We start from the raw sequence: 26,667 nt of genomic DNA, 5'->3' as shown, positions 1-26,667 counted from the left end.
AGCGGATAGCGCTTACTGGTTCTGGAGGCGTCGATAGAACCAGCGTTTGGTCAGCTCGGCGAACATGAAATAGAGCGCCACGATGGCCAGCAAAATAAGCACGGTGGTGATCGGCAGCGGCGTCAAGCCCAACGGAGCGGCCAGCGGAGTGAAGGGCAACAGCAGGCTAAAGAGTGCCACGAAGGCGGTAACCAGCATCATTGCACGGCTGGGATGGCTGCGGCCGAGCGGCAGGCGGGTGCGGATGGTGAATACCACCAGGCTGGCCGAAACGATCGATTCGATAAACCAACCGGTATGAAAAGCCTGTTCGGATGCGCGTAAACCCCACAACAGGACGGCGAAGGTGGCAAAATCGAACACCGAGCTGAGCGGTCCAAACACCAGCATGAAGCGCCGGATGAAGGCAATATCCCAGCGGTGCGGGCGCTCGATGTAAATGGGATCCACATTGTCGCCGGCAATGGTCATTTCCGGCAGGTCGGTCAGGAAATTGATCAGCAGGATCTGCTTGGGTAGCATGGGCAGGAAAGGCAAAAAGAGCGAGGCGCCCGCCATGCTAAACATGTTGCCAAAATTGGCGCTGGTGGCCATGAATACGTACTTGAGCGTATTGGCAAAGGTTTTGCGCCCTTGCTGGATGCCTTCGCGCAGCACATCCAGGTCTTGTTTTAGCAGCACCAGGTCGGCAGCCTCCTTGGCGACGTCCACGGCGTTAGCCACCGAGATACCCACATCGGCGCTGTGCAGGGAGGGAGCGTCGTTGATGCCGTCGCCCATGTAGCCGACCACATGCCTGCGTTTCTTCAGCGCCAATATGATGCGTTCCTTCTCATTGGGGTCTACTTCGGCAAAAATGGTGGTGGTTTCGACGGCGTTCCACAGTGCCGCATCGCGCAACTTATCCAGGTCGCTGCCGGTCAGCATTTTCACATCACCCAACCCGACGGCCGCGGCCGTGTGCTTCGCCACCAAATGATTATCACCGGTGATGATCTTGAGCTGAACGCCCAGCTTTTCCAGCCCGCGAATGGCCTCTTCCACACCGGGTTTGGGTGGATCGAGGAAGAGCAGATATCCAACGAAGGTCAGGCTGGCTTCATCAGAATGTTCGTAGGCATGCTGCTGGACCGGGACCGACTTGGTAGCCACCCCCAGCACGCGGTAACCCTGTTCGCTCCAATCTTCGAAGCGTTTTTGAAGGTCAGCCTGGCGTTCGGTGTCCATGGGTTGGTCCTGCCCATTCAGGCGCACATGGCTGCATACCGCCAGCACGTTCTCCAGTGCGCCTTTGGTGATCTCGCTGCGCTCGTGGTTGTGTTCCACCACCACGCTCAGGCGTTTGCGCACGAAGTCGTAGGGGATTTCATCGATTTTTTCATACTCGCCAGCCCCATCCGCACCCTTGGCGACGATGGCCTGGTCGAGTGTATTCGGCAGGCCGGTTTGCAGGGATGCGTTCAGGTAGGCGTAGAGGTCCACCTCAGTGGAGGGCTGCCCGGAGGCGTCCATTGTGCCATTCAATTCCACCACGCCGACGGTCAGTGTGCCGGTTTTGTCGGTGCACAGGATATCCATGCTGCCGAAGTTTTCGATCGACTCGAGCCGGCGCACGATCACGCCGTGGCGCGCCATCGATTGCGAGCCGCGCGCCAGGTTGATGTTGATGATGGCCGGCAAAAGCTGTGGGGTCAACCCGACCGCCAGCGCAATCGAGAAGAGCAGCGAATCAAGAATGGGCTTGTGAAAGTAGACATTGAAGGCAAAGATGCCCAACACGAGCACGAACATGACTTCGGTCAGCAGGTAGCCTAGGCGGCGGATGCCGCTCTCGAATTCGGTTTCCGGCGGACGCAACACCAGCCGGTCGGCGATTTGCCCGAAGGCGGTGCCCGCGCCGGTTTCGACGATGAGCACCCGCGCGCTGCCGCTGCGCACGCTGGTGCCCATATAGACGACATTGGTGCGTTCGGACAGGGACGCGCCCGCCGCGACGGCAGCGGTTGTCTTTTCGACCGGGAAAGTCTCGCCGGTGAGCACGGATTGGCTGATGAAGAAATCCTTGGCCTCGAGTACCACCCCATCCGCCGGTATCAGGCTGCCGGCGGCCAGCAGCACCACGTCGCCGGGGACGATTTCCTCACTGGGTATGGAAAGGGTTTGACCGCTGCGCACCACCTGCGATTTCAACGAAACCTGGGCGCGCAGTTTTTCAGCCGCGCTGTTGGCGCTATATTCCTGAAAGAAACTCAGCAGCGCGCTGCCCAACACGATGCCAAAGATGATCATTGCATCCACCCAATCACTCAGGAAAGCTGAGATGAGGGTGGCGCCCAGCAGAATGAGGACGATGGGGCTTTTGAACTGGTTGAATAAGAGCCTCAGCGGCGTGGCCCTGGCTTTTTTCCGGATCTGGTTGGGACCGACGGATTTCAATCGCTGGGCGGCCTCAGCGGGGGATAAGCCGTCTTTCAGAGAAGTGTTCAGCCTGGAGCCGAGCGTTTCGGGTGTTTGACTCCAATATTGCGTGATAAGGTCATCTTTTGCCATGTTTCACTCCGCAGCCACAAACCCGATGCAATTTGTGGTTATCATAACTCTGGCGCCAGGCCGTGACAACTGGGAATAATCAAGCAGGCAAAGCGAATGCACGCTCGTTTTGCCTCCTGCCGAAGTTGACGCAGAAGATCGATGGCCTACCAGTAATAGTGCACCAGAGGTTGGATGCGCCGGCTGTAGATCTCGGCCGCCTTTTGCATGACGTCATCCGGCAGCCCGGGTAGTTCGGACGTGCGCGTATTTTCATCCACCTGGGCCGGAGTCCGGCCGCCGGGGATGACGCAGGTCACGGCCGGGAACATCAGGATCCAGCGCATGGCGAACTGAGCCATGCTCATGCCAGGCGGAACGATCGGACGGAGTTCTTCGACAGCCTGCAGCCCGGTCTCGTAATCGATGCCGGAGAAGGTTTCGCCGCGGTCGAAGGCCTCGCCGTGACGGTTGAAAGCGCGGTGGTCGCTGGCCTGGAAGGTCGTATCGGGGCGCATCCTGCCGGTCAGCATGCCGGAAGAAAGCGGCACGCGCGCCAGAATGCCCACCTGCCGGCGTTGGGCCTGCTCGAAGAACAGGTCGGCCGGGCGCTGGCGAAACAGGTTGAAGATGATCTGCACACTCTTCACGCCGGGAAATTCGATGGCCTTGAGGGCTTCTTCCACTTTCTCCACGCTGACGCCGTAGTGGAGCAGCTTGCCCTGAGCGACCAGGTCGTCCAGCACGCCGAAAACCTCGGGCATGTAATAGACCTCGGTGGGCGGACAGTGCAACTGCAAGAGGTCGATGGCTTCGACCTGCAGGTTGCGCAGCGAGCGCTCGACGAAAGTAGTCAGGTTGGCGCGTGTGTAACCGGCGGCGACGTGAGGATCCAGGCGCCGGCCGGCCTTGGTGAAGACGTAAAACGGCTCGGAACGTTCCCTGCGCAGGCGGGCCAGCAGGCGTTCGCTGCGCCCGTCGCCATAGACGTCCGCGGTGTCGAACAGGTTGACGCCATTATCCAGCGCGCGGTGCAGGGCCGCCATGGACTGCTCATCGTCGACGCTGCCCCAGGCGCTGCCGATGGCCCAGGTGCCCATACTGACTTCCGAAACCGACCAGCCAGTTTGACCGAGTGGACGATATTTCATGGTCTGCTCCTTCCAGTCAATAAACCGTGTACTCATTATATAACGCCTCACATGGCTTTTCGACTTTCCAGACTCGTCTGAAAAGCGTTGGGTAATTTCAAATTGACTTTCCGGTGATATAATCTCGCCTCGTTGTATTTTTAGGGAAATGTTGAGGTTCGGAAGATGCCAGTCGATTGGGTGATGAGGATCATTTCCGCCCTGGGCGTGGGCGCCGGGGTGGTTTCGGGGGTGATGGAGGCACGCCGCAAGCGCATGGATCTGGTGGGCGCTGTGGCCGTGGCCTTTCTGACCGCACTGGGCGGCGGAACGCTGCGCGATCTCCTGTTGGGACATACGCCGGTGTTCTGGATTCGGGATGAGAATTATGCCTACCTGACACTGGCCCTGACGCCGGTGGTGTTCTACTCCACCCGGCTGCTGCGGCTTTCGGTGCGCTCGATCATCGTGCCGGATGCGCTCGGATTGGGCGCGTTCACCGTGATGGGCGTGGAAGCCGGTCTGGCGGACGGCACGTCCATGTTCATCGCATCGCTGATGGGCGTCATCACGGGCGTGTTCGGCGGCGTACTGCGGGATGTGATTTGCAACGAAGTACCCCTGTTGTTCAAAAAGGATATCTACCTGTATGCCACCTGCTCGCTGCTGGGGGCCTGGGTCTACATCCTGGCGACGAAATTGGGCTGGCTGCACACGCTGGCCCTGCCGCTGGCGGTGGCGTTCGTTTTCATCCTGCGCCTGCTGGCGGTACGCTTCAACATTTCACTGCCCGAGCCGCGCACGCCGTTATCCGAACGCTGACGCCGGATCTCCGGCGAACTGGATTTTTACCGGGTTATCTGAAATGCCGGGGGTGAGTCACGCATAGACCTCCACTTTCGATTCGATGGGCGTCGATGCGCGTAGAAAACCGATGAACAGCACCACCGCTCCGAGCAATTCGCTGATATACAGCGCGCCGGGGATGCCAAGACGGCTGAAGGTTCCGCCAAAGGCCGGCATTATGGCGCCGGCGGCGATCAAAACATTGCCGATGACGCGGTGCAGCAGGACACGCTTGCGCCAGAACAAAACGGATGAATACAAGGCCCCGCCGACCATGGTCAGGGTCCCGTACAGGTTGAAGAAGGGCGTCAACAGTCGCACGCCGGGTGAGGTGATGGCTTTGCCGCTCAGCTCACTGGCGCTGATCAGGGTCGGATCGAGCCGGGCGTTGAATACAGCAACCAGCGCATAGATGGACGCCAGACCCAACACCCCCATGAGAATGTTGGCGGTGCGTTTTTTGGCCAGCAGGTAAACCGTGCCCTGACCCAGCCAGGCAGCCACCAGAATGGCGCCAAAAAGATACCATAAGCGAAAAACGGTTGGATTCCAACCCAACAGGCCGTAATAGGCTTCACTCGCGCTGCCGATGCCATAAAAGACCATGCCGACGCCCCACAACAGCAACTGCGTGTGATGGTGTTGGAGGTAGTGGCGGAGGACGAAACCCGCGAATGTGAGGCTGACGACCATCGAGGTCAGGGGGAGAAAAGCGATCGGGTTCATGAGGTGGGTGAGTCCTTTCAGCTCAACAGGATATCAGGCGGATGACAGCACAATGGCGATCACAATCAGCAGACCCAGCATCAACACCCCCAGGGCCGCCAGGGCGATGGGGATGGCTTTCTCATAAAAAGAAGGATATTTACGCCTGCTCATACTCAAGTGGCCGTTTCTATCATCTGACGAACGAAAAGGTCATGTAATATGCCATTAATGATAATCATTGTACTAATATAAAGGATAGACAGCCACCTGAATAGAAGATTAATGAATGAAAAAGTGATTTTAAATACGGATGATCCAACCTGTGGCTGGCAGGATGACGCCGGAAAATGGGAATGCGGCCGATCAGCCTGAGGGTTGTGCGATCGAGGTTGAAGGCCGGCCTATGTGGGATAAACCCGTTCCACGCGCGGGGCAATGGCGCTGATGACATCCGATTGAGCGGTGTTCCAGCGCCCGGCCAGGTCTTCGATCTGGATGGACTGGCCGCCCTGCTGGCCCAGCAGGACCACCTCGCTGCCCAACGGCAGAGGTCCTGGAAGGCGCAGCATGCAGTTGTCGGCGCACACCCGCCCGACCACCTGCACGCGCTGACCGTTCACCAGCACCTCGTTCCTGCCGGCGCGCCGGAAGCCGTCGGCATAGCCGGCGGCGATCACGCCGATGGTTTCGTCTGCGCGGGTATGGTAGGTCTGGCCGTACGAAACACCCCAGCCGGCCGGCAGCTCGCGGCAGGACACCAGCCGCGTTTTCCAGGCGACCACGCGCTTCAGGTAAGATGGGAAGGGCGCGTAGTAAAAAGGACGGATGCCCAGCATGGCCGATCCGGCGCGCACCATATTGAAGTGCGTTTCGGGGTGGCCCAGCGCGGCGGCCGAATTGGCGGTATGCACCCAAAGCGGACGGATGGCGGCGGCTTCGAGCGCGGCCAGCGCCTGGCGAAAGCGTTCGAGCTGCAGCGCGTTCAACGGGTCGCGCGGGTCGCTGTCGATCATCGCGAAGTGGGTGTAGATGCCTTCCAGATCCAGGCCGGCTTCCAGCGCGCACCGGGCCAACGGCAGGGCTTCATCGGCCAGCACCCCGAACCGTCCCATGCCGGTGTCCACCTTGAGATGCACGCGCGGCTGCCGGCCGAGGACCGCGCCGCGCGCGGCGTACATTTCGGCGGCTTCGAAGCCGGTCAGGGTGAGGGTGACGTCCGCGGCAATCAGTGCATCCAGTTCAGCTTCGGCAGGCAAACCGAACACCAGAATGGGGACTTGGATGCCGGCCCGGCGCAGTTCCAGCGCCTCACAGCCGCGCGCCACGGCCAGGCAGGTCGCGCCGCCGGCCAGCATGGCGCGGCTGACGGGCAGCGCGCCCAGGCCATAAGCATTGGCCTTGACCACGGCCATCAGCGCCACGCCGGTCTGGCGCAGCACCTCACGCGTGTTGTGTCTCACCGCTGAAAGATCGATTTCCAGCCAGTTGCTGGTATGCTCATTTGACATGCTGCCCTCGGAAAGAAAATAATCCCGAAAGTCGCGAATTAAAACCGTTCACACAGCGCTTCGGAAAAAATCCTTGCTTCATTATCGTGTGTTTCGCGGGTTTCGCGGTCTACGGTTTGCGAACCCAGGATACTCCTGTTTTTCAGACGGTTCGATCGCCGATCGGTGGGGATGGCGGCGCTTTGGGCGACGCTCCATGCAGCACGCTGCCCCCAACCGTTGTTCGGGTGCAGGTTGAATTGTAATCGTATGGATATTAACAATTCTTAAGACATTCTTGGGATTGTGATAGAATTGGACTTTTGTAGGGGCTTGTAACTGTCATTATGATTAAAATTTCCTGACCCTTTCAGGGGATCAGGGACTAACGGCTGAATCAAGGGTGGTAATGGCCGCAGGGTATGGTTTTTTACCGATTTCAATCCAACACAAGGGGATCTTTATGAAGAAGCGTTGGGCGATTCTCAACATCCTCGTCGTCTTCAATATCGTGGCAATCGCCTGGCTGGGTGGATCACCGGCGCAGACGGTTCACGGCGCACCCGTGCTGACCATCACGCCCATCACCTGGGATGTGATCGGGTTGGACAGCAATGATGTGAATGTTGGCCCCAACGTCTTTCCGGTGGGCGCGCGCGTCTGCAATGAGGATGCGACCGACACGGCCACGCATGTGACGACACAATTTGTATGGGACAGCACCGACTCATATATTCATTTACGCCCGGGCTCGTTAAGTATCGCCAGTGTTGCAGCGCTGGCGCCCGGCGCATGCACTGACTTTTACTACGAAGTGGAAATCACGCGCAATCCGGCTGCTTATGATCACGTGCGCCGTTACCACATCACTGCCACGGCGGATACGCTGGGCGTGATCAGCACCCCCACACCGCGCGAACTGTACGTGGAACACCTGATTTCGCAAAATCGGAATGCCAACCTGGACGTCAGCGTGGACGGCGTTTCGATCCCCAACGGCGGCACGATGGCGTTGATGGTCGGTCAGACCTATACCATCACACTCTCCGGCCAGACCGCCACGCAGGGCTACGAACAGATCGAAAACTTTATTAATTTCCCCAACACCATCTTTCAGATCCTCTCGGTACAGACCGGTTACTCGGCGGATACGTCGCCGACCGTGGATAATCCCAACAGCCTGCTGTACGGCGATGCCTGTCATTGGGAGAACGACCCCAACAGCCCCAATTATCGCGCCTGCCTCTCGACCGGCAAGACCGGCGGATCGGTAACCACCAGCTACCAGGTGCGCATCCTGAGCGTGGGTAGCGTCAACCCGCAGCCGCTGGCGACCCTGATCTATGATTTCTCGGGCAGCAGTTATCATTACAACGCCGACTACATCACCAGCGTGCGCTATGCCTATATCGTCGACCCGGCGATGATCACGATCGGCAAGAATTTCAACCCCGACCCGACCAATGCGGGCGGCATTTCGACGCTCTCGATTACGCTGAACAATCCCACGCCCGCCACGATCAACGGCCTCAACTTTAGCGATTCTTTTCCTACCACGCCGGGTATGATGGTGGTCGCAACCCCACCCAACGCATCCACCACCGGCTGCGGCACGCCCACCTTTACGCCGGCCGCCGGAAGCGGCTCGATTGCGTTCTCCAACGGCACGTTGGCGCCCAACAGCAGCTGCACCATCAAAGTCAACGTGAGTGTTCCAGCGGTGGGGACCTACCTCAACACCACCGGCAATCTGTTCATCGGTACGAGCGACACGGGCAACTCCGCCTCCGATACGCTGACGGTCAACACCGCCCCACCCGCCCCGGCCTGCGTGCCCAACGCCATGCTGGCGCAGTGGACCCTGGCGGGCGGTGTAAGCGGCAGCGCCACGCCGCCGCTGTATTCCTTCCGCGCGTCGGACGTGACCACCGCGCTGACCTCCTACGGGCAAGGGTTGACGCAGGAAATCGATACCGCCAACGGGAACCTCGCGCCGTCCCTGATGCTGTACGGCTGGGCCAAGACCGGTCCAATTGCCACCGGCACCTCCCCGTTCTACCAGTTCCAGGTCGATACCCGCCACTATACGGACGTACGTATGGCCTTCGATGCCAACCGTAAAAACAACGGCCCGAATAACGTTTCCGTTTATTACAGCAGCGACGGCGCCACCTGGCTGCTGGATAACGCCACCGCGATCAACCCGGCCACCTCCGGATTCTCCACGCACACCACGCAGGCCACCACCGGGACGTCGTATTACCGTATTTACGGTTTCGGCGCGAACGCTACGACGCGCGGCAACGACCTGAACCTCGACAATATCACCTTCACGGGTTGCGGCGCCCCGCAACTGCCCACGTTGAGCAAGAGCTTTGCACCCGACCCGATCGCTGAGGGCAGCACCTCAGCCTTGACTTTTACACTCAGCAACCCCAACTCGTTTGCGCTTACGAACGTGCGCTTCGACGATACGCTGCCGGCCGGCCTGACCATGACCAGCGGCAGTACGGCGCAGTGCGGCGGCACGCTGACCCGCACCGCGCCTTCCTCGCTGGCCTTTACCGGCGGTGCGCTGGCAGCCGGGGCAAGCTGCACGTTGACGGTGACCGTCACGGCGGTCAGGGCGGGCGTTTATGACAATGTTTCCGGATTCATTTCCGCCGATTACAGCGCCGGCACCCTGACCAACACCAGCGCTGCCGGTTACGGATCGGATACGCTGGCGGTGCTGGCTCCGCCGGACATCCGTAAATCCTTCTCGCCCGACCCGATCCTGCCGGGTGAGGTTTCGACGCTTACCTGGGTCATCACGAACCCGAATCTGAACGATGCGCTGACCGATGTGCAATTCACCGATGGGTTTCCGACGATGCCCGGACAGATGACCGTGGCGGCCGCGCCGGACGCGGCCACGACTGGCTGCGGCGCGCCGGTGTTCACGCCGGCGGCCGGTGCGGGATCGATTTCCTTCAGCGGCGGCAGCATCGCGCCGGGCGGGTCCTGTGTGATCCGGGTGAATGTGAGCGCAGCGACGGTCGGCGCGTACCACAACATTACCTCTCCCGTGCAGGCGGTCATCTCCGGCGTGCCGCTGATGGGCAATACGGCAGCGGATGATCTGACCGTCAACCCGCCTCACCCGGCTTTGGCGATCCTGAAACAGGTCGGACTGGACGGCGATCCGAACGGCGTATGGACAAAATTCGCCGGCGTCGCCCCCGGCACGCCGGTGTATTATCGCTTTATCGTTGAGAACATCGGCGATGTGGACCTGACAAACGTCGCCGTCAGCGACCCAACGTTGAGCGGGACGGGCGTCAGCCTGGCGGCCTGTTCGTGGGCCGCGCTGTCGCGCTACACCGCGGAGGTCTGCGTGGTCGGACCGGTGGCGGCCGTGGAAGGGGCGCATGCCAACACAGCCGCGGCCCAGGGCAGCTACGCCGCCGCGCCGGTCATATCGAATGACTCCACCGCCAGCTACGCCACCGCGGCGCTGACGCTGGTCAAGAGCGTCGCCGAAACGTTCTTTGACGCGGCCGGCGACGTGCTGCATTACACCTACCAGGTGACCAACAGCGGTTACGCACCGCTGGCCGGGCCGGTGGTGGTGAGCGACGATCGTTCAAGCGACGAGAGCTGCCCGGCCGTGGAAACGGTCGGCGACCTGGATGCCTTCCTGGACCCGGGTGAGAGCCTGACCTGCATTGCGACATACACGGTCACGGACGCCGACGTGCTTGCCGGTGCAGTGACCAACCTGGCGTCTGCCTCGGCGGACGGCACCACCTCTAACACGGACAGTGAGACGGTCGTCCTCACGCCCCTGGATACTCCAACGCCGACCATGACCAACACGGCGACTCTGACGGACACGCCGACTTCGACCGAGACGCCACCGCCACGCCGACGGATACGCCGACTTCGACCGCGACGGCCACTGCCATCTCGACGGAGACGCCGACCCCGACCGCGACTCATACGTCCACGGCGACCCCAACCGCGACAGCCACCGCTATCTCAACGGACACGCCAACCCCGACTGCAACTCATACGTCCACGGCGACTTCGACCGCGACGGCCACTGCCATCTCGACGGAGACACCGACCCCGACCGCGACTCATACGTCCACGGCGACCCCAACCTTGACAGCCACCGCTATCTCGACGGACACGCCAACTCCGACTACAACGCATACGTCCACGGCGACTTCGACCGCGACGGCCACTGCCATCTCGACGGCGACACCAACCCCGACCGCGACGCATACGTCCACGGCGACCCCGACTGCGACTCAGACGTCGGTACCGACCCTGATACCAACGCAGACGGCAGCGCCCGCCATTGGGCTGGCTAAGGATGTGATCAGTGCGCCGCAGAAGGTCAGCCCGGGCGTATGGGAGATCACCTTCGGCCTGACTGTGCAAAATTACGGGAACGTACCACTCTCAAGCCTGCAAATCACAGACAATCTTTCAGCGGCTTTCCCACAGCCGACAACCTTTACGGTGCAATCACTGACCAGCAGCGACCTGATGGTCAACTGGCCAGGGTATGACGGCAGCAGCAACGTCAACCTGTTGAGCGGCTCGGAAACGTTGGGCGTGGGTGAGACGGGCTCCCTTCGACTGGTGGTGCGGGTGACTCCCGCGATGGCCGGGCCATTCGAAAACAGCGCAATCGCCTCCGGTACGGGGTCCGGCGGCGGCACGGTAACCGACGTGTCGCAGGACGGCGCGGATCCCGACCCGGACAACGACGGCGACCCGGGCAACAACGAAGATCCGACCCCGTTGGATTTTGAGGGCAACCTGTTCGACCCGCCGTTCGGCGTCAAAGTCGTCACCGAAACCGGCGAAAGTTTGCTCCGCTGGACGATGGTCTGGATCAATAACGCCAACCTGGTGGCGGTCAATGCGCAGGTCGGCGACGGCATCCCGGTCGGCACGAGCTTTGTCAATACCGGCATCCCCAGCGGCTACCCACTGCCCGCCGGCGCTCCGGCCGGTTCGCTGGCCAGCGGCGTGACGTGCAGCGATAACTCGGGGCTGACCAGCACGCAGTATTGCTATTATGAAGGCCCCAGCGCAACCTACCCGCGCGGCCGCATCGTCTGGCGCGGCGTGCTCGGCCCGGATTACAGCGCGCTGGATGCCGCGACAGCGGTCAATGAAATTGCTATCAGCTTTACCGTGCGCGTGGATGCCGGCATTTCGGATGTGACCAACACCGCCTTTATCGATTCGGACATCAACGGCGACGGTGATGTGACCGATAACGGCGAGCAGCAGGATGCCACCGCGAGCGCAGATTGGACGCGCCCGGCCAGCGATGTCAATCTGCTGCCCGACACCGGTTTCCGCCCCGGAGCCATTCACCTGTTGCCCGATCAGCCAGCTGAAAAACGTTATACAAAACAAGACATACAATTGCAAATCCCGACGCTGGGTGTGGATATTCCGGTGGTGGGCGTGCCACAAAGCGGAGATGGCTGGGATGTGACCTGGCTGGGAGATGGCGCCGGTTGGTTGAACGGTACCGCCTATCCGACCTGGAACGGCAACTCGGTGATCACCGGGCACGTTTGGGATGCCTACAATCAGCCGGGTCCGTTTGTGGGGATCAAGAAACTCAAATACGGCGACCTGATCGAGATCCGCGCCTTCGGCCAGGTGTATGTCTATGAAGTGCATGAAAACCGATTGGTACTGCCAGATCAGGCCGGCGTGGTGCTCGAGCACGAGGAAAAACCCTGGCTGACGCTGGTGACCTGTGAGAATTACAGCGAGCAGGCCAACAGCTATGCCCACCGCCGCATGGTGCGCGCCGTGCTGGTGCGGGTGGAGCCGGATAAATAACCCACACCTTTGGATAATCAAAAACACCGGGCGGATCATCCGCCCGGTGTTTGCAGGTTGGGTTAATTTCGATCAGGCCAGTCTGGCCGTCAGAATCATGTCGACGGCCGCCAGCGCCTGCGAAACCGGGCAGCCTTTCTTGGCCTGCTCGGCAAACTCGCGGAAGGCCTTTTCATCGATGCCGGGGACTTCGCCCACGGTGGAGAGTTCGATGAGCGTGATCTTGGGGCCGGCGCCCAGGTGGACCCTGGCGCTGGTGGAGATGCGGGTGGGCACGTGCCCGGCATTGGAGAGCAGCGCCGCCAGGAACATGGAGAAACAGCCGGCGTGGGCCGCGCCGATCAACTCTTCCGGGTTGGTGCCGGGACCTTCCTCGAAGCGGGATGCGCGTGTAAACGCGCCTTCGTAGGCACCGGAGGCTAGACGCATCTTGCCTTCACCATCCGTCAGGCTGCCATTCCAGACCGCAATTGATTCACGAACAGGCATGGTTACACTCCTTTGAAAATGAAATACTTGATCAATTCTGTAAAAAGTGTAACATTTCTCTATTATTGTGTCAAATTTTTGGGACGCATAGATCGTCGTACAACTCCGGGCGGCGGTCGTTGAAAAGGTGATTCTGCTGCGTGACCCATTTGTCATCAGCCCGATCCAGATCGACTTCGACCCATACCACGCCGGTGAATTTGTCGCCGGCCTGGGTCAGCAGTTCGCCGGTGGGTGAGGTGATCTGCGAGAGCCCTGAGAAAGCCAGGCCGCGCTCGCTGCCGGTGCGGTTGGCGGTGGCGGTGAAGATGCGGTTCTCGAGCGAGCGGGTGAGCATGGCCTTCTGACAGTAGGGCAATACCAAATTGGCCGGGTGCAGGATGATCTGAGCGCCGCGCAGGGCCAGGCTGCGCGCCATCTCGGGGAAGAACCAGTCGAAGCAGATCATCACGCCCAAGCGCTGCCTGTGAAAGTTCACGACCGGCGGCTTTTCATTTCCGGGTTGGAAGAACGTGCCCTCGTTGGCGAACAGGTGCACCTTGTGATACACCGCCTCCAACCGTCCATCGGCGTACACGACAGCTGAATTGTAGAGCACATCCGCGCCGCGTTCGCACAGTCCGCTCACCACCAGGCGTCCGGCCGCTGACCAATCCCGCAGCAGGCTGCAGGCCGGGCCCTCATCGACGACTTCCGCCAGCGCCTCGGCTTCGGCCATGCTTTCGAAGTTGTAGCCCGAATTGGCGAGTTCGGGCAGCACCAGCACGTCCACGCCGGCCTTGCCGGCTTCGGCGAGCAATTTTCGGAGGATCTCCAGGTTGGCCTCGCGCTGGGCGAGTTTGAAATCTGCCTGAGCAACACCGATTTTTAACATGGGTTTACCCTGTGCATTTTTCGCGGTTCGAATAGGAAAGACAACGAGCAAATTATACCTGCAAACGTGCAACACCATTTCGGAAAGCATCCGCATCGGGGATCGGTGAATTTGAAATACTCACTGGCTTTAAAATAAACCTAATAAGATATAATTTATGAACAATGAACGATTCTACCCACTGTGAAATCGAACTCTATGCCGGCCTGTGCCAGCCGGGTTAATAACGCGGCGACGGTCAGATTATCACCCCGGGCACCCCGCTGTTGAGTTTGTTCCCAAGAACGGTAGCTCGTTTTCTGGAGCGATGCATGTCCAAAATTCAAAAGTTCGAAGTTCCCATCCAAGGTATGGATTGCGTGGAATGCACGCTGCACGTGCAGCATGCCATCGCCGCGCTGCCGGGTGTGAAGTCGGTGACGGTGCTGCTGGCGGCCGAACGCGCCACCGTGCAGCTCGACCCGGTGCTGGTCGATTTGCCCATGATCCGCCGGGCGGTGGCCGCGGCGGGATATCAGGTTCCGGAGGTAAATGCTCCGGTGGAGCCGCCCCCCGCCCGGACGCTGCAGAATTTCACCCGGCCAATTATGACCATCTTCGGTATTGTGTTCGGCGTGGTGCTGTTTGGGGTGGTGTTTGGCGAATGGCTGGGTTGGTTCGAGAAGGTCACCGATTGGGTGCCCTTCCCGGTTGGGGTTGGTTTGGTGCTGCTGTTCGGTTTTCCGGTGTTCAAAAATGTGATCCAGGCCGCGCTGCGCAAACAGATTATCGCGCACACGCTGATGACGATGGGCGTGATTGCCGCGCTGGCGGTGGGTGAGTGGGCCACGGCGGCGGTGGCGGTGTTTTTCATGCGCGTGGGCGACTACGCCGAGAAATTCACCACCGAACGCGCGCGCAAAGCCGTCCGCGACCTGACCGCGCTGGCGCCGCAAACGGCGCGCGTCGAGCGCGGCGGCGCGGAAATGGAAATTCCGGTGAACCAGGTGGCCGTGGGTGAAGTGGTGATCGTAAGGCCGGGCGAAAAGATCCCCGTGGACGGCGAGGTGTTGGAAGGCCAGGCCACACTTGACCAGGCGGCCATCACCGGCGAATCGATGCCGGTGGAAGCCGGACCGGGCGCCAGGGTCTACGCCGCTACGCTGGCGCAACTGGGCAGCCTGCGGGTGCGCGCCGCGCAGGTCGGAGCGGACACCACGTTTGGACGCGTGGTGCGAATGGTAGAAGAGGCCGAGGCCAACCGCGCCGACGTGCAGCGCCTGGGCGACCGCTTTGCCGCCGGGTATCTGCCGGTGGTGGCATCGATCGCGCTGGCGACCTACCTGATCAGCCGCAATCCGCTCTCCACGGCGGCAGTGCTGCTGGTGGCCTGCTCGTGCTCGTTTGCCCTGGCCACACCGATTGCCATGCTGGCTTCGGTCGGCGCAGGCGCGAAGCACGGCTTGTTGATCAAAGGCGGGCGCTATCTGGAGCTGCTGGCCAAGGCGGACACGCTGTTGATCGATAAGACCGGTACGCTGACCAGCGGCAAGCCCCGCCTGACGGATGTGGTGCCGCTGAACGGCCTGGGCAAAGATGAATTGCTGCGCCTGGCGGCTTCGGCCGAACGCTATTCGGAGCATCCACTGGCCGAAGCGGTGCGCTCGGCTGCGCTGGAGCGCGAACTGAGCCTGCTGGAGCCGCGCGATTTCAGCACCGATCCGGGCAGAGGTGTGCGCGCAGCCGTGAACGGCGTGACCATCGAGGTGGGCAGTTGGCGCATGCTCGGTGAAGATGAGATTCCGGCCCGGGCCGCCGCGTTGGAAAGCCAGGGCAAGACGCTGCTCTATGTTCGAACGAACGGTGCGCTGGCCGGGGTGCTGGCGGCAGCCGACGCGCTGCGACCGGAGGCGCCGGGCGCGCTGGCGGAGTTGAAAGGGCTGGGCGTGAAACACATCGAACTTCTGACCGGCGACAACGAACGCACGGCGCAGGCCGCTGCCGGGCAATTGGGCATCGCTTACCGCGCCAATTTGCTGCCCGAGGACAAGATTCGCATCGTGAAGGAATACCAGGCCGAAGGGCGCACGGTGGTGATGATGGGCGACGGCGTCAATGACGCGCCCGCGCTGGCACAGGCGAACGTGGGCATTGCCATGGGCGCGTACGGCAGCGACGTGGCCATCGAGGCGGCGCATATCGCCCTGTTGCGCGACGATTGGAGCCTGCTGCCGCGCCTATTTCGCATTGCCCGGCGCACGATGCATGTGGTGAAGATGAACTTTATTTTTACGTTGGTCTACAATACGGTGGGCCTGACGCTGGCCGCCTTCGGCATCCTGCCGCCCATCCTGGCGGCGGCCCTGCAGTCGCTGCCCGACCTGGGAATTCTGGGGAATTCATCGCGCTTGTTGAAGCAGGATTGAAAAATAAAAACAGGCCGGCGTTGCGCCGGCCTGTTGGGTGCATTGAGAATTAAAAGAGGTGTTGAATCAGCAGGATGACTTCGTAGACACCCGCCGAGATCAGTGCGGCAATCGGGATGGTGAAGAGCCACACCCAGACGATGCGGCTGGCCATATGCCAGTTGACGGCCCGCTTGCCGTGCACGGTGCCCACGCCGACGATGGCGCCGGTGATGACGTGGGTGGTCGAAACGGGAATACCCATGCTGGTGGAGGTGAACAGGGTGATGGCGCCGGCCGTTTCAGCTGCAAAGCCGCCGATGGGTTTCAATTTGGTGATCTTGCTGCCCATGGTATGGACGATACGCCAGCCGCCGGACATGGTGCCCAACGCGATTGCGGCGTGAGCCATCATCACAATCCAAAACGGAATGGATAGATGACCGGCTGCATTCGAAACCAGGTGTCTGTACGTAGGGACGGTAAAGAGCACGCCCGCGATGATGCCCATGGTTTTCTGCGCATCGTTGGTGCCGTGTCCCAGGCTGTACAATCCGGCCGAAAGGAGTTGGAGGTGTCGGAAGGTCCGGTCGGTGCGGGCGGGAGTCTGGTGTTTGAAGAGGCGGTAAATGATGGTGATGAAAAAGGTGCCCAACACCCAGCCCAGCACGGGAGCTATGATGATGAAAGCCAGGGTTTTAACCCAGCCGCTGATGATGAGCACATTGAAACCGGCTTTGACCACAGCCGCCCCGGCGTAACCGCCGATGAGCGCGTGCGAGGAACTGGTGGGCAGCCCGAGTACCCAGGTGATCAAATCCCAGACAACCGCGCCGACCAATCCGGCCAGAATGACGAAGTTGTCGACCTTGGTCACATCGATCAATCCGCCGCCGATGGTTTCGGCGACGGCGGTTCCAAAGGTGAAGGCCGCGACGAAATTGAAAAACGCCGCCCAGAGAACGCCCTGTCCGGGGGTGAGGACACGGGTCGAAACGACGGTGGCGATGGAATTCGCCGCATCGTGAAAGCCGTTGACAAAGTCAAAGGCCAGCGCGATCACGATGATGATGATAATGAGCAGGAGAGTAAGATCCATAGGTGTGGGCTGGAATGCGTCAGGCGTTGGCGATGATCACACGCAGGATGATGTCTCCGGCGTCTTCGATGCGGTCCGTGGTGGCTTCAAGCAGCTCGTAGATTTCCTTCCAACGCGTAAATTCGAACATGTCTTCGCGGTGCGCAACCAGGCTGACCAGTCCGTCATACAGCACGCGGTCGCCGTTGTTCTCGAGTGTGTTGATCTGGATGACGCGCTCGCGAATGTGGTCGAATTCCTTTTTGTCACGCAATCCCTTGATGGCCGTATCCAGTTCCTGGGCGCTTTCGAAGATCAGGCTGGCCAGGCGCCGGGCGGGCTTTCGGACTTCCGTAATCTGATAGATGGACATGCGCTGGGCAGCGGCCTGAATGGCATCCAGCGCATCGTCCAGCGCCGAAACCAGGCGCATGATGTCTTCCGGATCAATGGGGGTGATGAGCGTGCGCGGCAGTAATTCGGTGACTTCGTGGACGATGAAATCACCCTTATGCTCGATTTCATTGATCTGGCCGACCTGCTCTTCGATATTCTGGAAGTCTTCAACAAGGTTCTTAAGCAGGTGGGCGCCGTCGACTAAATTTGAACTTGCTTTTTCAAAATAGTCATAAAATTTTACTTCCGCGGGCAGGAATGTAAAATTCAAGGGTCCCTCCAGATAAAATTTTTAAGATTTTACGGACTACGGGGAATTATACCCTTAACATAAGATTAACTTGAAACTGTAATTTTAACAATTGGTTAACTAAGAGGGACTGAAAAAGACATCCATTAGATGATCCTTAATGTACGATGCGTTCGATTCTTAACGTGGAATCGAACGCATCGTCATCTCTTCCTGGCGCTTGCTCAGGCGAATTGCTGGGCGAGTTGAATCAGATTCCCGCAGGTGTCCTCGAAGAGCGCCAGATAGCCGCCCCAATCCTGGCGGGTCGGCTCCTGGCGAAAGACGACGCCCACCTTCTTGAGCCTTTCGAATTCTTTTTGAAAATCGCCAATGCCAAACACGATTGCGGGCCGGCGGCGTTCGTCAGATGCCGGCCGATTGCGCCTGATGCACGCGTTCGATCATCTGGCGCAAAATGCCCAGGTGAAAGGCGGCGTGAGGGATGAGCGCCATGACGCCGAGCAAAAAGTCGCCTTGCAGATCCTGTTGTTTTTGGATGGCTTCGCGCAGCGATTCGTATTCACTGCGCAGCCCGGCTCGGAGTTGATCCCATTTGGCTTCGTCCGCATCGACCAACGCCCAGCTTTCATCCCAGTTCTGCTTGTAGGGCTCGCCGCGCAGGGCGCCGTTGGCATTGGCCATTGACCAGCGCAGGTGCTCGACGTTGGCGGCGATGGTCGAACCGGCTTTGCCGCTGCCGTCGACCGAGGTCGAAGCCTGGGCGGCGGTGACGTTCTTCAAGATGCCCAGGATGCCGCAATCGGGTTCGTTATCGATCCACCAGGTGGCATGCGGATCGGGTGGTCCGGCGTAGGCTTCGATGAACAGGACGTCGAGCGCTTGAGTCAGGGTGGAGAAGGGAAGGGTACTCATTTGAACATTTGCTCCTCGATCATCGAACGTATGTTCTTTAGAGTATATATTTATTATCCATATTGTCAAGTAATATTTTGAAATTTTAAGCTGACAGGCCTTCCGATTGCGACAGGGATAATTTTGTCAACGGCAGCCCCAGAAAACGGGCATAGCGTTCGGCGGCCGGCCCGATCTGCTCTTCTGGAATCTTCAATGCCTGAAATGGAGTCAGGTTGATTTCGAGGCCGCGGTTTTTAACGGCCCGCTTCCAGACGCCAACGACCTGGCCGCCGACCACCAGCATGGGATAGAACACGCCGTTCCCGCCGGGAACGATGCGTGCCAGATACTTTCCTTCGATCAGCGCGCTGCGATCGCTGTAACCGATGAAGTATTCGTCGAAACCCGGCAGCAGGTGTGGGTTGGGCTTCGCGGTTTCGTTTCCGTCCAGGTCCTCCGCCGGTAGCCAGTATTCAATTTCATCAATCCGCAGGCGGGTCAATCCTCGCGCGGCCGCCAACCCGGCGCGCGCATCGCTGAGCTTGAGTCCGGCCCACCAAGTGAAATCACGCACGCTGGCCGGGCCGTGGCCCGTAAAGTATCGGGTCGCCAGCTCGGCCAGGGCTTCGGCGCGGGAAAAGGATCTCGATTGGGGCGCGAGTTCGTTCAACAACCCGAAGCTCTGCTGTTTTCCAAGCATGGGACCCATATAGATCAAACCGCTCTGGGCCGCCTGGACGAGGATGTGATAGCCGCGCTGACCCTGCGTCGAAATACCGGCCTGCTCGAGCAACTCCATTATTTGCGAGCGGGTCAGCAAATGATGGCCCTGCAAGGCATCGAAGAACAGGCGCTGGCTGCGCTCGAACACGCCTGCATCCAGTTCCAACTGTTCGTTGCGCCGCCGCGCCGCCGCGAAACTGCGCTCCGCGGAGAGGTTCAACATCCATCCGGCGTCCTGGGGCGCCACGAAATGAAGCGTACCGCGCATGGGCCAAGTGCGGATCAGTTTACCGGCGGTAATCGCATTTTCCACGTCCGCCAGCGTGGCCGTTTGAGTGCGCAGTCCAAGCGCCCACACTGCCTGGGCGTAATCCTGCGCTTGCAGTGCGCCCATCCAGGAAGCGACATCCTCAGGGTGCTCGAAGCGCCCGGCCTGGATGCGTTGGTTTCGCAGGCGAAGTGCGGCCAGATCGAGTTTATTCATCGTGAAAAGTGTACCATACCGGTCAACCGGCCAGGCCGGTCTTGGTCCATTAGCTTGTGAAAGATCGCACAAAAGAAGGTGTGTTTTAAAGAGTTTATGGCATATGATTACAAGCCGGGCAAGGATTAACAGGGTTCGTCCTGCAAGAGGAGTTGAAAAGTGAAAACGCAAAAGAAAAGCGCTCCGCGCATCCTTCTGACGATTGTGCTGTCGCTGGTGGGGCTGTGTATGGTTCTGACGGCGTCGATCGTCGTGATGAACGCTCTCCAACCGGAGCTATCGGTCGATCGGGACCATCTCACCGAAATGGAAAAGGTTCGACTGGCGGAGGGGTTCCATTTACGCCATTCGCTGGGCGATCAGGCGCTGCCGGGTTTCGCGCAGGCCGAGATTCCGGTGGTGATCTATAACGGAAGCTATGCATTTCTGATCGGTTTGAAGGATCCTGCGGACGGTTGGACCGTGGTTCCCAGCGGCAAACACATGGGGTCGGCCTGGGAAGTGACGCCGGGGGAGGATTTCGATGGGCAGCCCTACTACCGGCAAAAATTACCGGCCAGTGGCGAGACCCCGGAGGGTTTTACGGTGCGGGTGGGGGATGCGTGGGCGGCCAGCCTGGGCACAATGGACTATCTGTGGGCCTGGGGTGAAAATGATTTCAAAGAGCAGCTGCCGGCCTGGCTGCAACCCATCGCGCCGGTCAAATTATTCATGCGCAATTTGCTCCTGTCGGGCAGCGATGTGTACGCCACGCTCCTTTTGCATGAATCGGTGCACGCCTACCAGGGGATGCAGGCCGAACAGAAATTGGAAGATGCCGAAACGGTCTACGCAAGTTATCGATCGACTTATCCATATGACGATCAAGGTTTTCAAGCCGGCTGGCAGACAGAATTGGAAACGCTGAACGCAGCGCTCGAGACCGGGGAGGATGCCGAAGCAATGAAATTAACGCGCGAATTTCTCCAACAACGCGCTGACCGCCGGGAAGCTGCAGGTCTTTCCAGCGTGCTCATTCGAATCGAGCAGTTGAAGGAGTGGGAAGAGGGCATTGCCAAGTACAGCGAGCTGACTGCTTACAGGCTGGCTGGCATGCAGAGCAATTACCAGCCTCTGGCCGGGACAGCGCAGGATTCAGAGTTCAACGCTTATCGCAGTGGGCAGAAAAAGTGGGATGGCGAAATCCAGCAAATCCTGCGCGAAGCCAACGCGGATGAGGACGGTCGTTTTTACTATACCGGCTTCGCTCAGGCGGCGCTGCTGGATCGCTTCGCGCCGGGCTGGCAGTCACGCCTGTTCGATGAAGGCGTCACGCTGGAAGGATTGCTGGCGGAGGCGGTGCAAGAGTAATTCGGTGTAGACACCACAAGGAGGAATGAATCCGCCTTTGACCCAAAGGAGCTGATTTTGAGTCGCTATCAGCTCCTTTGGTTTTTTTTATTGGCTGAAGGGTCATCGTTTTTATTCGACATGTTGTAAAATAGTTGGTGCATTGAATAGGAATAATTTTATTCGGTATTGACACCCCTAGAATCTTTCTTTCAAAGACAAGTAAATTTAATGGAACAAGGGCACCGCTTCCAACCTCACCCTCAACAATCCATGGAGTCAAGCATGCAAAAAACGACTCGCATCCTGATCTCATCGCTGGTCTTTGTAGCCATCCTGTTTTCGGCAATCGCATCTGGCAAGCCCGTAACAGCGGTTCAGGCTGCGCATCTTAATAGGAATGCCCAGGAAGATGTAAATGGTGCTGTTGGTTTCGATAAAAACATTGTGCGAAATTATATCCAGAAGTCTTCAGGTGGATTCTCCCAGGAGGTTTTGGGCGTAAATCTGAACGTCATTGGAAAGAAAAAGGTTTCTGATAACCCATTTGGAGACTCGCTCAACTCTGTTGAAGGTCAAATGGAAAATCAGCCTCCCTCAGCCCTTCTATCTGAAGAATCATTACTTTCTAATGAATGGTCATATCCTATTTTTGGAACAGAGTTAGGCATTAGTGGCTTGAACATCACTGACATTGATAATGATGGATCATTGGAGGTGGTTGCAGGTGAAACATTGGCTGAGAGCCATGGCCCAAATAATCGCTGGTTCGTACTACGATCGATTGATTCGGCGAATTATGAACAAGTGTATTTTAGTGAAATTTATACCCAATATATACAAAAGATGCTGACCGCTGATGTGGATGGAAACGCGTTCAGTGAAATTTATGTTGCCCTGTCAGATAAAAGGGTGTTTGTTTATAGTGGGACAGATTTCAGCTTAATTGGGTCTTTCTCTAGCGCGTTGGTACCTAACTCTATGATCGTTACCGATGCGGATGGAGATGGAACATTCGAAATCATAATCTCGAATGGTACAGATATTGTTGCCTATAACGCAGTGACATTCCTGTTGATTTGGCAGACCAGCGGCTACGGCGGAAATCTCTCCGCAGGGGACGTGGATGGCGATGGAAATTCGGAAATCGTATCCAGTAGAGGTTATGTGTTAAACAGCGCGACGCGCAATGTGGAGTGGTATTTTCCCGAGGCTTCCGGTTATGGGGCTCAAGTGGCGATAGGTGACATCGATGGAGATGGTATTTATGAAATTGTTGAGTCAGAACGTTATTACAAGATTACCATTTATAAAGCGACCTCAGAGTCCCCAATGTGGGAAATCACTACAAAAATGGATATTGATGCATTAACTTTGACGGATGTAAATGGAGATAATCGGCCAGATATCGTTTATGGTGATGCCCAATGGGGTTCTCTTTATGCGATTGATGGACAAACGCATCAGGTGTTTTGGCAAATTAGCAATCCATCCAATGGCCTAAATGGGCTCGCAACAGGTGATACGGATCATGACGGTCAATTGGAAGTAGTGTGGGGGGGCCAACAATCAATCATTGGAGCGGTTCACTTATACGTAGCCGATATCCTTTCCAATACAATCGAATGGCAAAACATCGATGTGGACGGTCCATTGTATGCGGTCGATACCGGGGATGTCGATGATGATGGCCAGATTGAAATTGTGATGGCCTCGAAATCCAGTAATACAGGGCATGACGATGGAATCGTCAGCATCTTTGATGCAGATACACATGCATTGGAATGGCAAAGCGAGGATCTTCCGGGAATCAATGCCTGGTTTGGGATATCCTCACTGCGGATTGGCGATGTGGATCAGGATGGGCAGACGGAATTTGTTCTGGCTACGTCTGACATTTATGATGGATTGATACAAATTTATAATGGCGCCACGCATACCCTGGAACGGCAAAGTAAAAAAAATTCTGGGGAAAGTACGACTGCTTTGGAGATCGGGGATGTGGATGGCGATTTAAAAATGGAGATCGTCGTTGGCTGGGCGAGCAGAAATACTGGCGGTCTGGGTCCTTACATCACTGTTTTTGATGGAGAGACTTCGGAAGTCAAATGGCAAAGTATTAACCAGGATACATACCGGGGAAATGTGTACGATATCCAACTGGCCGATGTGGATCAGGATCATCAAGTGGAGATTATCGTCTCGATCAAGGGTGGTTCAGTGTATGTATTTAATGGGGTGACGCATGAATTAAAGGCACTGATCCCAACGACGGCCTATTCCCTGGCTGTGGGTGATATGAATCAAAATGGCAGGCAATCTATTCTGGTGGGGCTTTCAGATGGGGCTATCGATATTTTCAATGGCACTTCCTATGTGCTGGAAAAGACAATCTCGTTTACCACCAAACCAATCGCATGCTTGAAATATGCTGACCTGGATAAAGACGAAATTCCTGAATGGGTAGTCTGTAGTTCCGGTTATTTGATGGTCTATACAAGTGATACGGAAGATTTATTGTGGCAAAGCAGCTATCTGGGAGACGCCCTGGGTGGGTTTAATCAGATTCCGATTAACCAGATCGATCATGACAGTAACCGGGAAATTGTTGTCGGATCGTCTTATGCACTTTATCAATTTGAAAGCGTCGAAGCGGATCCACTGACGCTTTCCAGAATGCGCGTTTCAGACCGGAATGCGCTACCGGGCGATTCACTGACGTATACCATCGAGATCAATAACTTGCGAGGGGAGACCTACTCAAACGCATCGGCCGTCAATCCGCTGCCCGCCGGAGTGAGCTACGTGCCCGATTCGCTTTCAGCGTCGAGTGGTGACGCTGTGTTCAATAGTGGGATCATTACCTGGACTGGGGTTCTAAGTGCTGAAGAGACGGTCATGCTGACTTATCAGGTGTTGGTGAATAACATCCAGATGCCTGCAGTTTTGCACAACTCGGCGCAGTTGACTGCCGGAACTTTCAGCAAGGTAATCGATGCCGAGACGATGATCGGATATATGACATTTCTTCCTTTATGTACAAAGGGATGCGCCGATTTTCTCGATACGTTTGAAAATAGCACCACCGGCTGGCCCATTAACAACGACGCCTATCTTCTGACCGAATATATCAAGGGCGAATACCGCCTGCAGGCAAAAGATCCCCAATATATCTATCTGATCATGGCCCCGACCTGTAAACGGCAGAACTACATCGTTGAAGCGGATGCACGCTGGGTGAACGTCCGTGGGGATGGGTATGGTTTGCTCTTTGGACTGGACGAGGGTTTCAATAATTACTATCTGTTTGTGGTGAATAATGATTACCAGGAATATGCTCTTTTCTATCGTGGGGCCAATGGGTATGAAGCGATCGTTAACTGGCAATATTCAGCGCTGATCCACAATGGCTCTTCGAATCACTTAATGGTAACCCGCAACGGCAACCAGATTACATTGGGTATCAATGGCAGCGTTCTGGGAACCTGGACCGATGGACGTGTCAGCGGTTTGACCGGCGTAGGTCTGTTCATTATCCCTTATTCCAATATGCCGAATGCAGACGTGCGTTATGACAATTTTTCTGTCAGGCTGCTCCCAGGGGGATCTTTATCAGCGCTGGAAACAACCCAATCGGAGGCTGCGCCAGGTCTTTCCTCTCCGAACTTTACCGGGTACCTGCAGGAGCTTCTCCCCGATTCGGCGCAGACTGATGATTTGATCAGACATTGAGAGGGAAGTTGAAAATGAGGCGCGGCCAAACCTGGCCGCACCTCATCACTCATCAACTCAGAACTTTCCTACTTCTCTTCCCTCAGGTGCGGGAAGAGGATGACCTCTCGGATGGTGGGTTTGTTGGTGAGCAGCATGGTCAGGCGCTCGACGCCCATGCCAAAACCGCCGGTGGGCGGCATGCCGTAGGACATGGCCTGGAGGTAATCCTCGTCCAGCGGATGGCGTTCTTCGTCGCCGGCCTCATAGGTGCGGCCCATCTCGAGGAAGCGCTGTTCCTGATCGAGCGGGTCGTTCAATTCGGTGAAGGCGTTGCCCAGTTCCATGCCGCCGGCGTAGATCTCGAAACGTTCGACCGTGCCAGGGTCGCCGGGTTTGCTCTTGGCCAACGGCGAAATGTCGCGCGGATAGTCGTACAGGAAGGTGGGCTGGATCAGGGTGGGTTCGAGGAACTCACTCAGCAGGGCGTCCACCAGCTTGCCGCGCTTCAAACCGGGTTTGAAGGCGATGTTCTTGGCGTGCATGGCCTCTGACAGGCTCTCGGTGGTCGGGTAGGCGTTGATGTCGATGCCCGATTTCTCCAGAATACCATCCCGCATGCTCAGGCGTTTGAACGGCAGGTTCATGTCGATGGTGGCGCCGTTGTATTCGAACGTACGCGTGCCCAGGACGGTGTCACAAACATAGGCCAGCATTTCTTCGACGAAGGTCATCACCTTTTCATAGTCGGCGTAAGCCCAGTAGAATTCGAGCTGGGTGAACTCGGGGTTATGCTTGAAGGATACGCCTTCATTGCGGAAGTCGCGCCCGATCTCATACACGCGGTCGTACATGCCCACCAGCAGGCGCTTGAGATACAGCTCGAAGGAAATGCGCAGGTAGAGGTCCTGGTGAAGCTGGTTGTGGTGGGTGACGAAGGGCTGCGCCGCGGCGCCGCCGTAGATGGGCTGCAAGACTGGCGTTTCGACCTCGAGGAAGTCGTGCGAATCAAGGTAATCGCGCAGGGCGTGGGTGATCGCGGCGCGCTTGCGGAAGATATCCCGCACCTCGGGGTTCACGGCCAGGTCGGCGTAGCGCTGGCGGTAGCGAGTTTCCGGGTCGGAGAGCTGGGCGTGGCGCACCACCTCGCCGTCCACCACTTCATCCTTGGCGGCGGGCAGGGGTGTGATGGCCTTGGCGAGCATACGGAAGGAGCTGACATGCACGGTGATTTCGCCGGTGCGAGTGCGCATCATGCTGCCGCTGGCTTCGATGAAATCGCCCAGGTCGAAGAGTTCGGTGAACTGCTTGAGGGCTTCCTCGCCGATTTCATTGATTCGCATGAAAAGCTGCAGGCGGCCGCTGCCGTCTTCGATGTGTGCGAAGGTCACCTTGCCCATCGGGCGTGAAGAGCGCAACCGTCCGGCGACCGTCACCTGGACCGGATCGGCGTTGCCGGCGGCCTCAGTGGCTTCGAAAGCCTGGATGGCCTG

Annotated in this window: 18 protein-coding genes; 6 read left to right on the top strand and 12 right to left on the bottom strand. The window is 58.1% G+C overall.

Annotated elements, in window-relative coordinates; genetic code table 11:
• Window positions 1-12: 12 nt before the first annotated feature.
• Window positions 13-2,550 carry a magnesium-translocating P-type ATPase gene (gene mgtA, locus LARV_RS00850; RefSeq protein ID WP_075071860.1) on the bottom strand — a complete coding sequence of 846 codons (2,538 nt, stop codon included), beginning with the start codon at window positions 2,548-2,550 and terminating at the stop codon, window positions 13-15.
• A gap of 146 nt (window positions 2,551-2,696) precedes the next feature.
• Window positions 2,697-3,680, bottom strand: a complete 984-nt coding sequence (locus tag LARV_RS00845) for an aldo/keto reductase (RefSeq protein WP_075071859.1) — start codon at window positions 3,678-3,680, stop codon at window positions 2,697-2,699.
• Between the two features lie 165 nt (window positions 3,681-3,845).
• Here LARV_RS00845 and LARV_RS00840 point away from each other — a divergent pair, with 165 nt between their 5' ends.
• The gene (locus LARV_RS00840; protein ID WP_075071858.1) at window positions 3,846-4,481 is read left to right on the top strand and encodes a trimeric intracellular cation channel family protein; all 636 of its coding nucleotides are present in this window, start codon (window positions 3,846-3,848) and stop codon (window positions 4,479-4,481) included.
• Window positions 4,482-4,538: 57 nt separating this feature from the next.
• Here LARV_RS00840 and LARV_RS00835 read toward each other — a convergent pair whose 3' ends face one another.
• Together LARV_RS00835 and alr are read right to left on the bottom strand one after the other, a co-directional pair.
• Complete coding sequence (locus tag LARV_RS00835) at window positions 4,539-5,231, bottom strand: hypothetical protein (protein WP_075071857.1); 693 nt, start codon at window positions 5,229-5,231, stop codon at window positions 4,539-4,541.
• 383 nt (window positions 5,232-5,614) lie between these two features.
• Entirely contained in the window at window positions 5,615-6,721 is a 1,107-nt protein-coding gene (gene alr / locus LARV_RS00830) for an alanine racemase (RefSeq protein ID WP_075071856.1), read from the bottom strand.
• A gap of 442 nt (window positions 6,722-7,163) precedes the next feature.
• Here alr and LARV_RS00825 point away from each other — a divergent pair, with 442 nt between their 5' ends.
• Window positions 7,164-10,850 (top strand): DUF7933 domain-containing protein, encoded by a 3,687-nt coding sequence (locus LARV_RS00825; protein ID WP_075071855.1) that lies wholly within the window; start codon window positions 7,164-7,166, stop codon window positions 10,848-10,850.
• The gene (locus LARV_RS00820) at window positions 10,847-12,559 is read left to right on the top strand and encodes a sortase (RefSeq protein WP_152031647.1); all 1,713 of its coding nucleotides are present in this window, start codon (window positions 10,847-10,849) and stop codon (window positions 12,557-12,559) included. The genes LARV_RS00825 and LARV_RS00820 overlap by 4 nt, the downstream gene beginning before the upstream one ends.
• A gap of 72 nt (window positions 12,560-12,631) precedes the next feature.
• Here the strand turns inward: LARV_RS00820 and LARV_RS00815 are convergent, their stop codons facing one another.
• Entirely contained in the window at window positions 12,632-13,048 is a 417-nt protein-coding gene (locus LARV_RS00815) for an OsmC family peroxiredoxin (protein WP_075071853.1), read from the bottom strand.
• Window positions 13,049-13,118: 70 nt separating this feature from the next.
• Window positions 13,119-13,922, bottom strand: coding sequence for a nitrilase-related carbon-nitrogen hydrolase (locus tag LARV_RS00810; RefSeq protein ID WP_075071852.1), 804 nt, complete (start codon window positions 13,920-13,922; stop codon window positions 13,119-13,121).
• A gap of 311 nt (window positions 13,923-14,233) precedes the next feature.
• On the opposite strand from LARV_RS00810, the gene LARV_RS00805 reads away from it, so the two are divergent.
• Entirely contained in the window at window positions 14,234-16,327 is a 2,094-nt protein-coding gene (locus LARV_RS00805) for a heavy metal translocating P-type ATPase (protein ID WP_172797749.1), read from the top strand.
• A 49-nt stretch (window positions 16,328-16,376) separates the two neighbouring features.
• Here LARV_RS00805 and LARV_RS00800 read toward each other — a convergent pair whose 3' ends face one another.
• From LARV_RS00800 to LARV_RS00785, 5 genes are all read right to left on the bottom strand, one after another.
• Complete coding sequence (locus LARV_RS00800) at window positions 16,377-17,405, bottom strand: inorganic phosphate transporter (protein WP_075071851.1); 1,029 nt, start codon at window positions 17,403-17,405, stop codon at window positions 16,377-16,379.
• Between the two features lie 19 nt (window positions 17,406-17,424).
• Window positions 17,425-18,051 carry a DUF47 domain-containing protein gene (locus tag LARV_RS00795; RefSeq protein ID WP_172797748.1) on the bottom strand — a complete coding sequence of 209 codons (627 nt, stop codon included), beginning with the start codon at window positions 18,049-18,051 and terminating at the stop codon, window positions 17,425-17,427.
• 203 nt (window positions 18,052-18,254) lie between these two features.
• A complete protein-coding gene (locus LARV_RS19990; RefSeq protein WP_201785848.1) occupies window positions 18,255-18,413 on the bottom strand; it encodes a VOC family protein in 159 nt (52 codons plus the stop codon).
• A 22-nt stretch (window positions 18,414-18,435) separates the two neighbouring features.
• Window positions 18,436-18,945 carry a hypothetical protein gene (locus tag LARV_RS00790; protein ID WP_075071850.1) on the bottom strand — a complete coding sequence of 170 codons (510 nt, stop codon included), beginning with the start codon at window positions 18,943-18,945 and terminating at the stop codon, window positions 18,436-18,438.
• An 85-nt stretch (window positions 18,946-19,030) separates the two neighbouring features.
• Window positions 19,031-20,134: a winged helix DNA-binding domain-containing protein gene (locus tag LARV_RS00785; protein WP_075071849.1), complete on the bottom strand. Its 1,104-nt coding sequence runs from the start codon at window positions 20,132-20,134 to the stop codon at window positions 19,031-19,033.
• Between the two features lie 159 nt (window positions 20,135-20,293).
• On the opposite strand from LARV_RS00785, the gene LARV_RS00780 reads away from it, so the two are divergent.
• Window positions 20,294-21,484, top strand: coding sequence for a hypothetical protein (locus tag LARV_RS00780; RefSeq protein ID WP_075071848.1), 1,191 nt, complete (start codon window positions 20,294-20,296; stop codon window positions 21,482-21,484).
• A gap of 264 nt (window positions 21,485-21,748) precedes the next feature.
• Complete coding sequence (locus tag LARV_RS00775) at window positions 21,749-25,195, top strand: FG-GAP-like repeat-containing protein (RefSeq protein WP_172797747.1); 3,447 nt, start codon at window positions 21,749-21,751, stop codon at window positions 25,193-25,195.
• Between the two features lie 68 nt (window positions 25,196-25,263).
• On the opposite strand, the gene lysS is transcribed toward LARV_RS00775, so the two are convergent.
• On the bottom strand, window positions 25,264-26,667 hold a 1,404-nt coding region (gene lysS, locus LARV_RS00770), incomplete at its 5' end, for a lysine--tRNA ligase (RefSeq protein WP_075071846.1).

The organism is Longilinea arvoryzae (genome assembly GCF_001050235.1).
Lineage (GTDB): Bacteria > Chloroflexota > Anaerolineae > Anaerolineales > Anaerolineaceae > Longilinea > Longilinea arvoryzae.
Note: the sequence above shows the minus strand (reverse complement) of the source record. Positions and strands in the feature narration are given on the sequence as shown.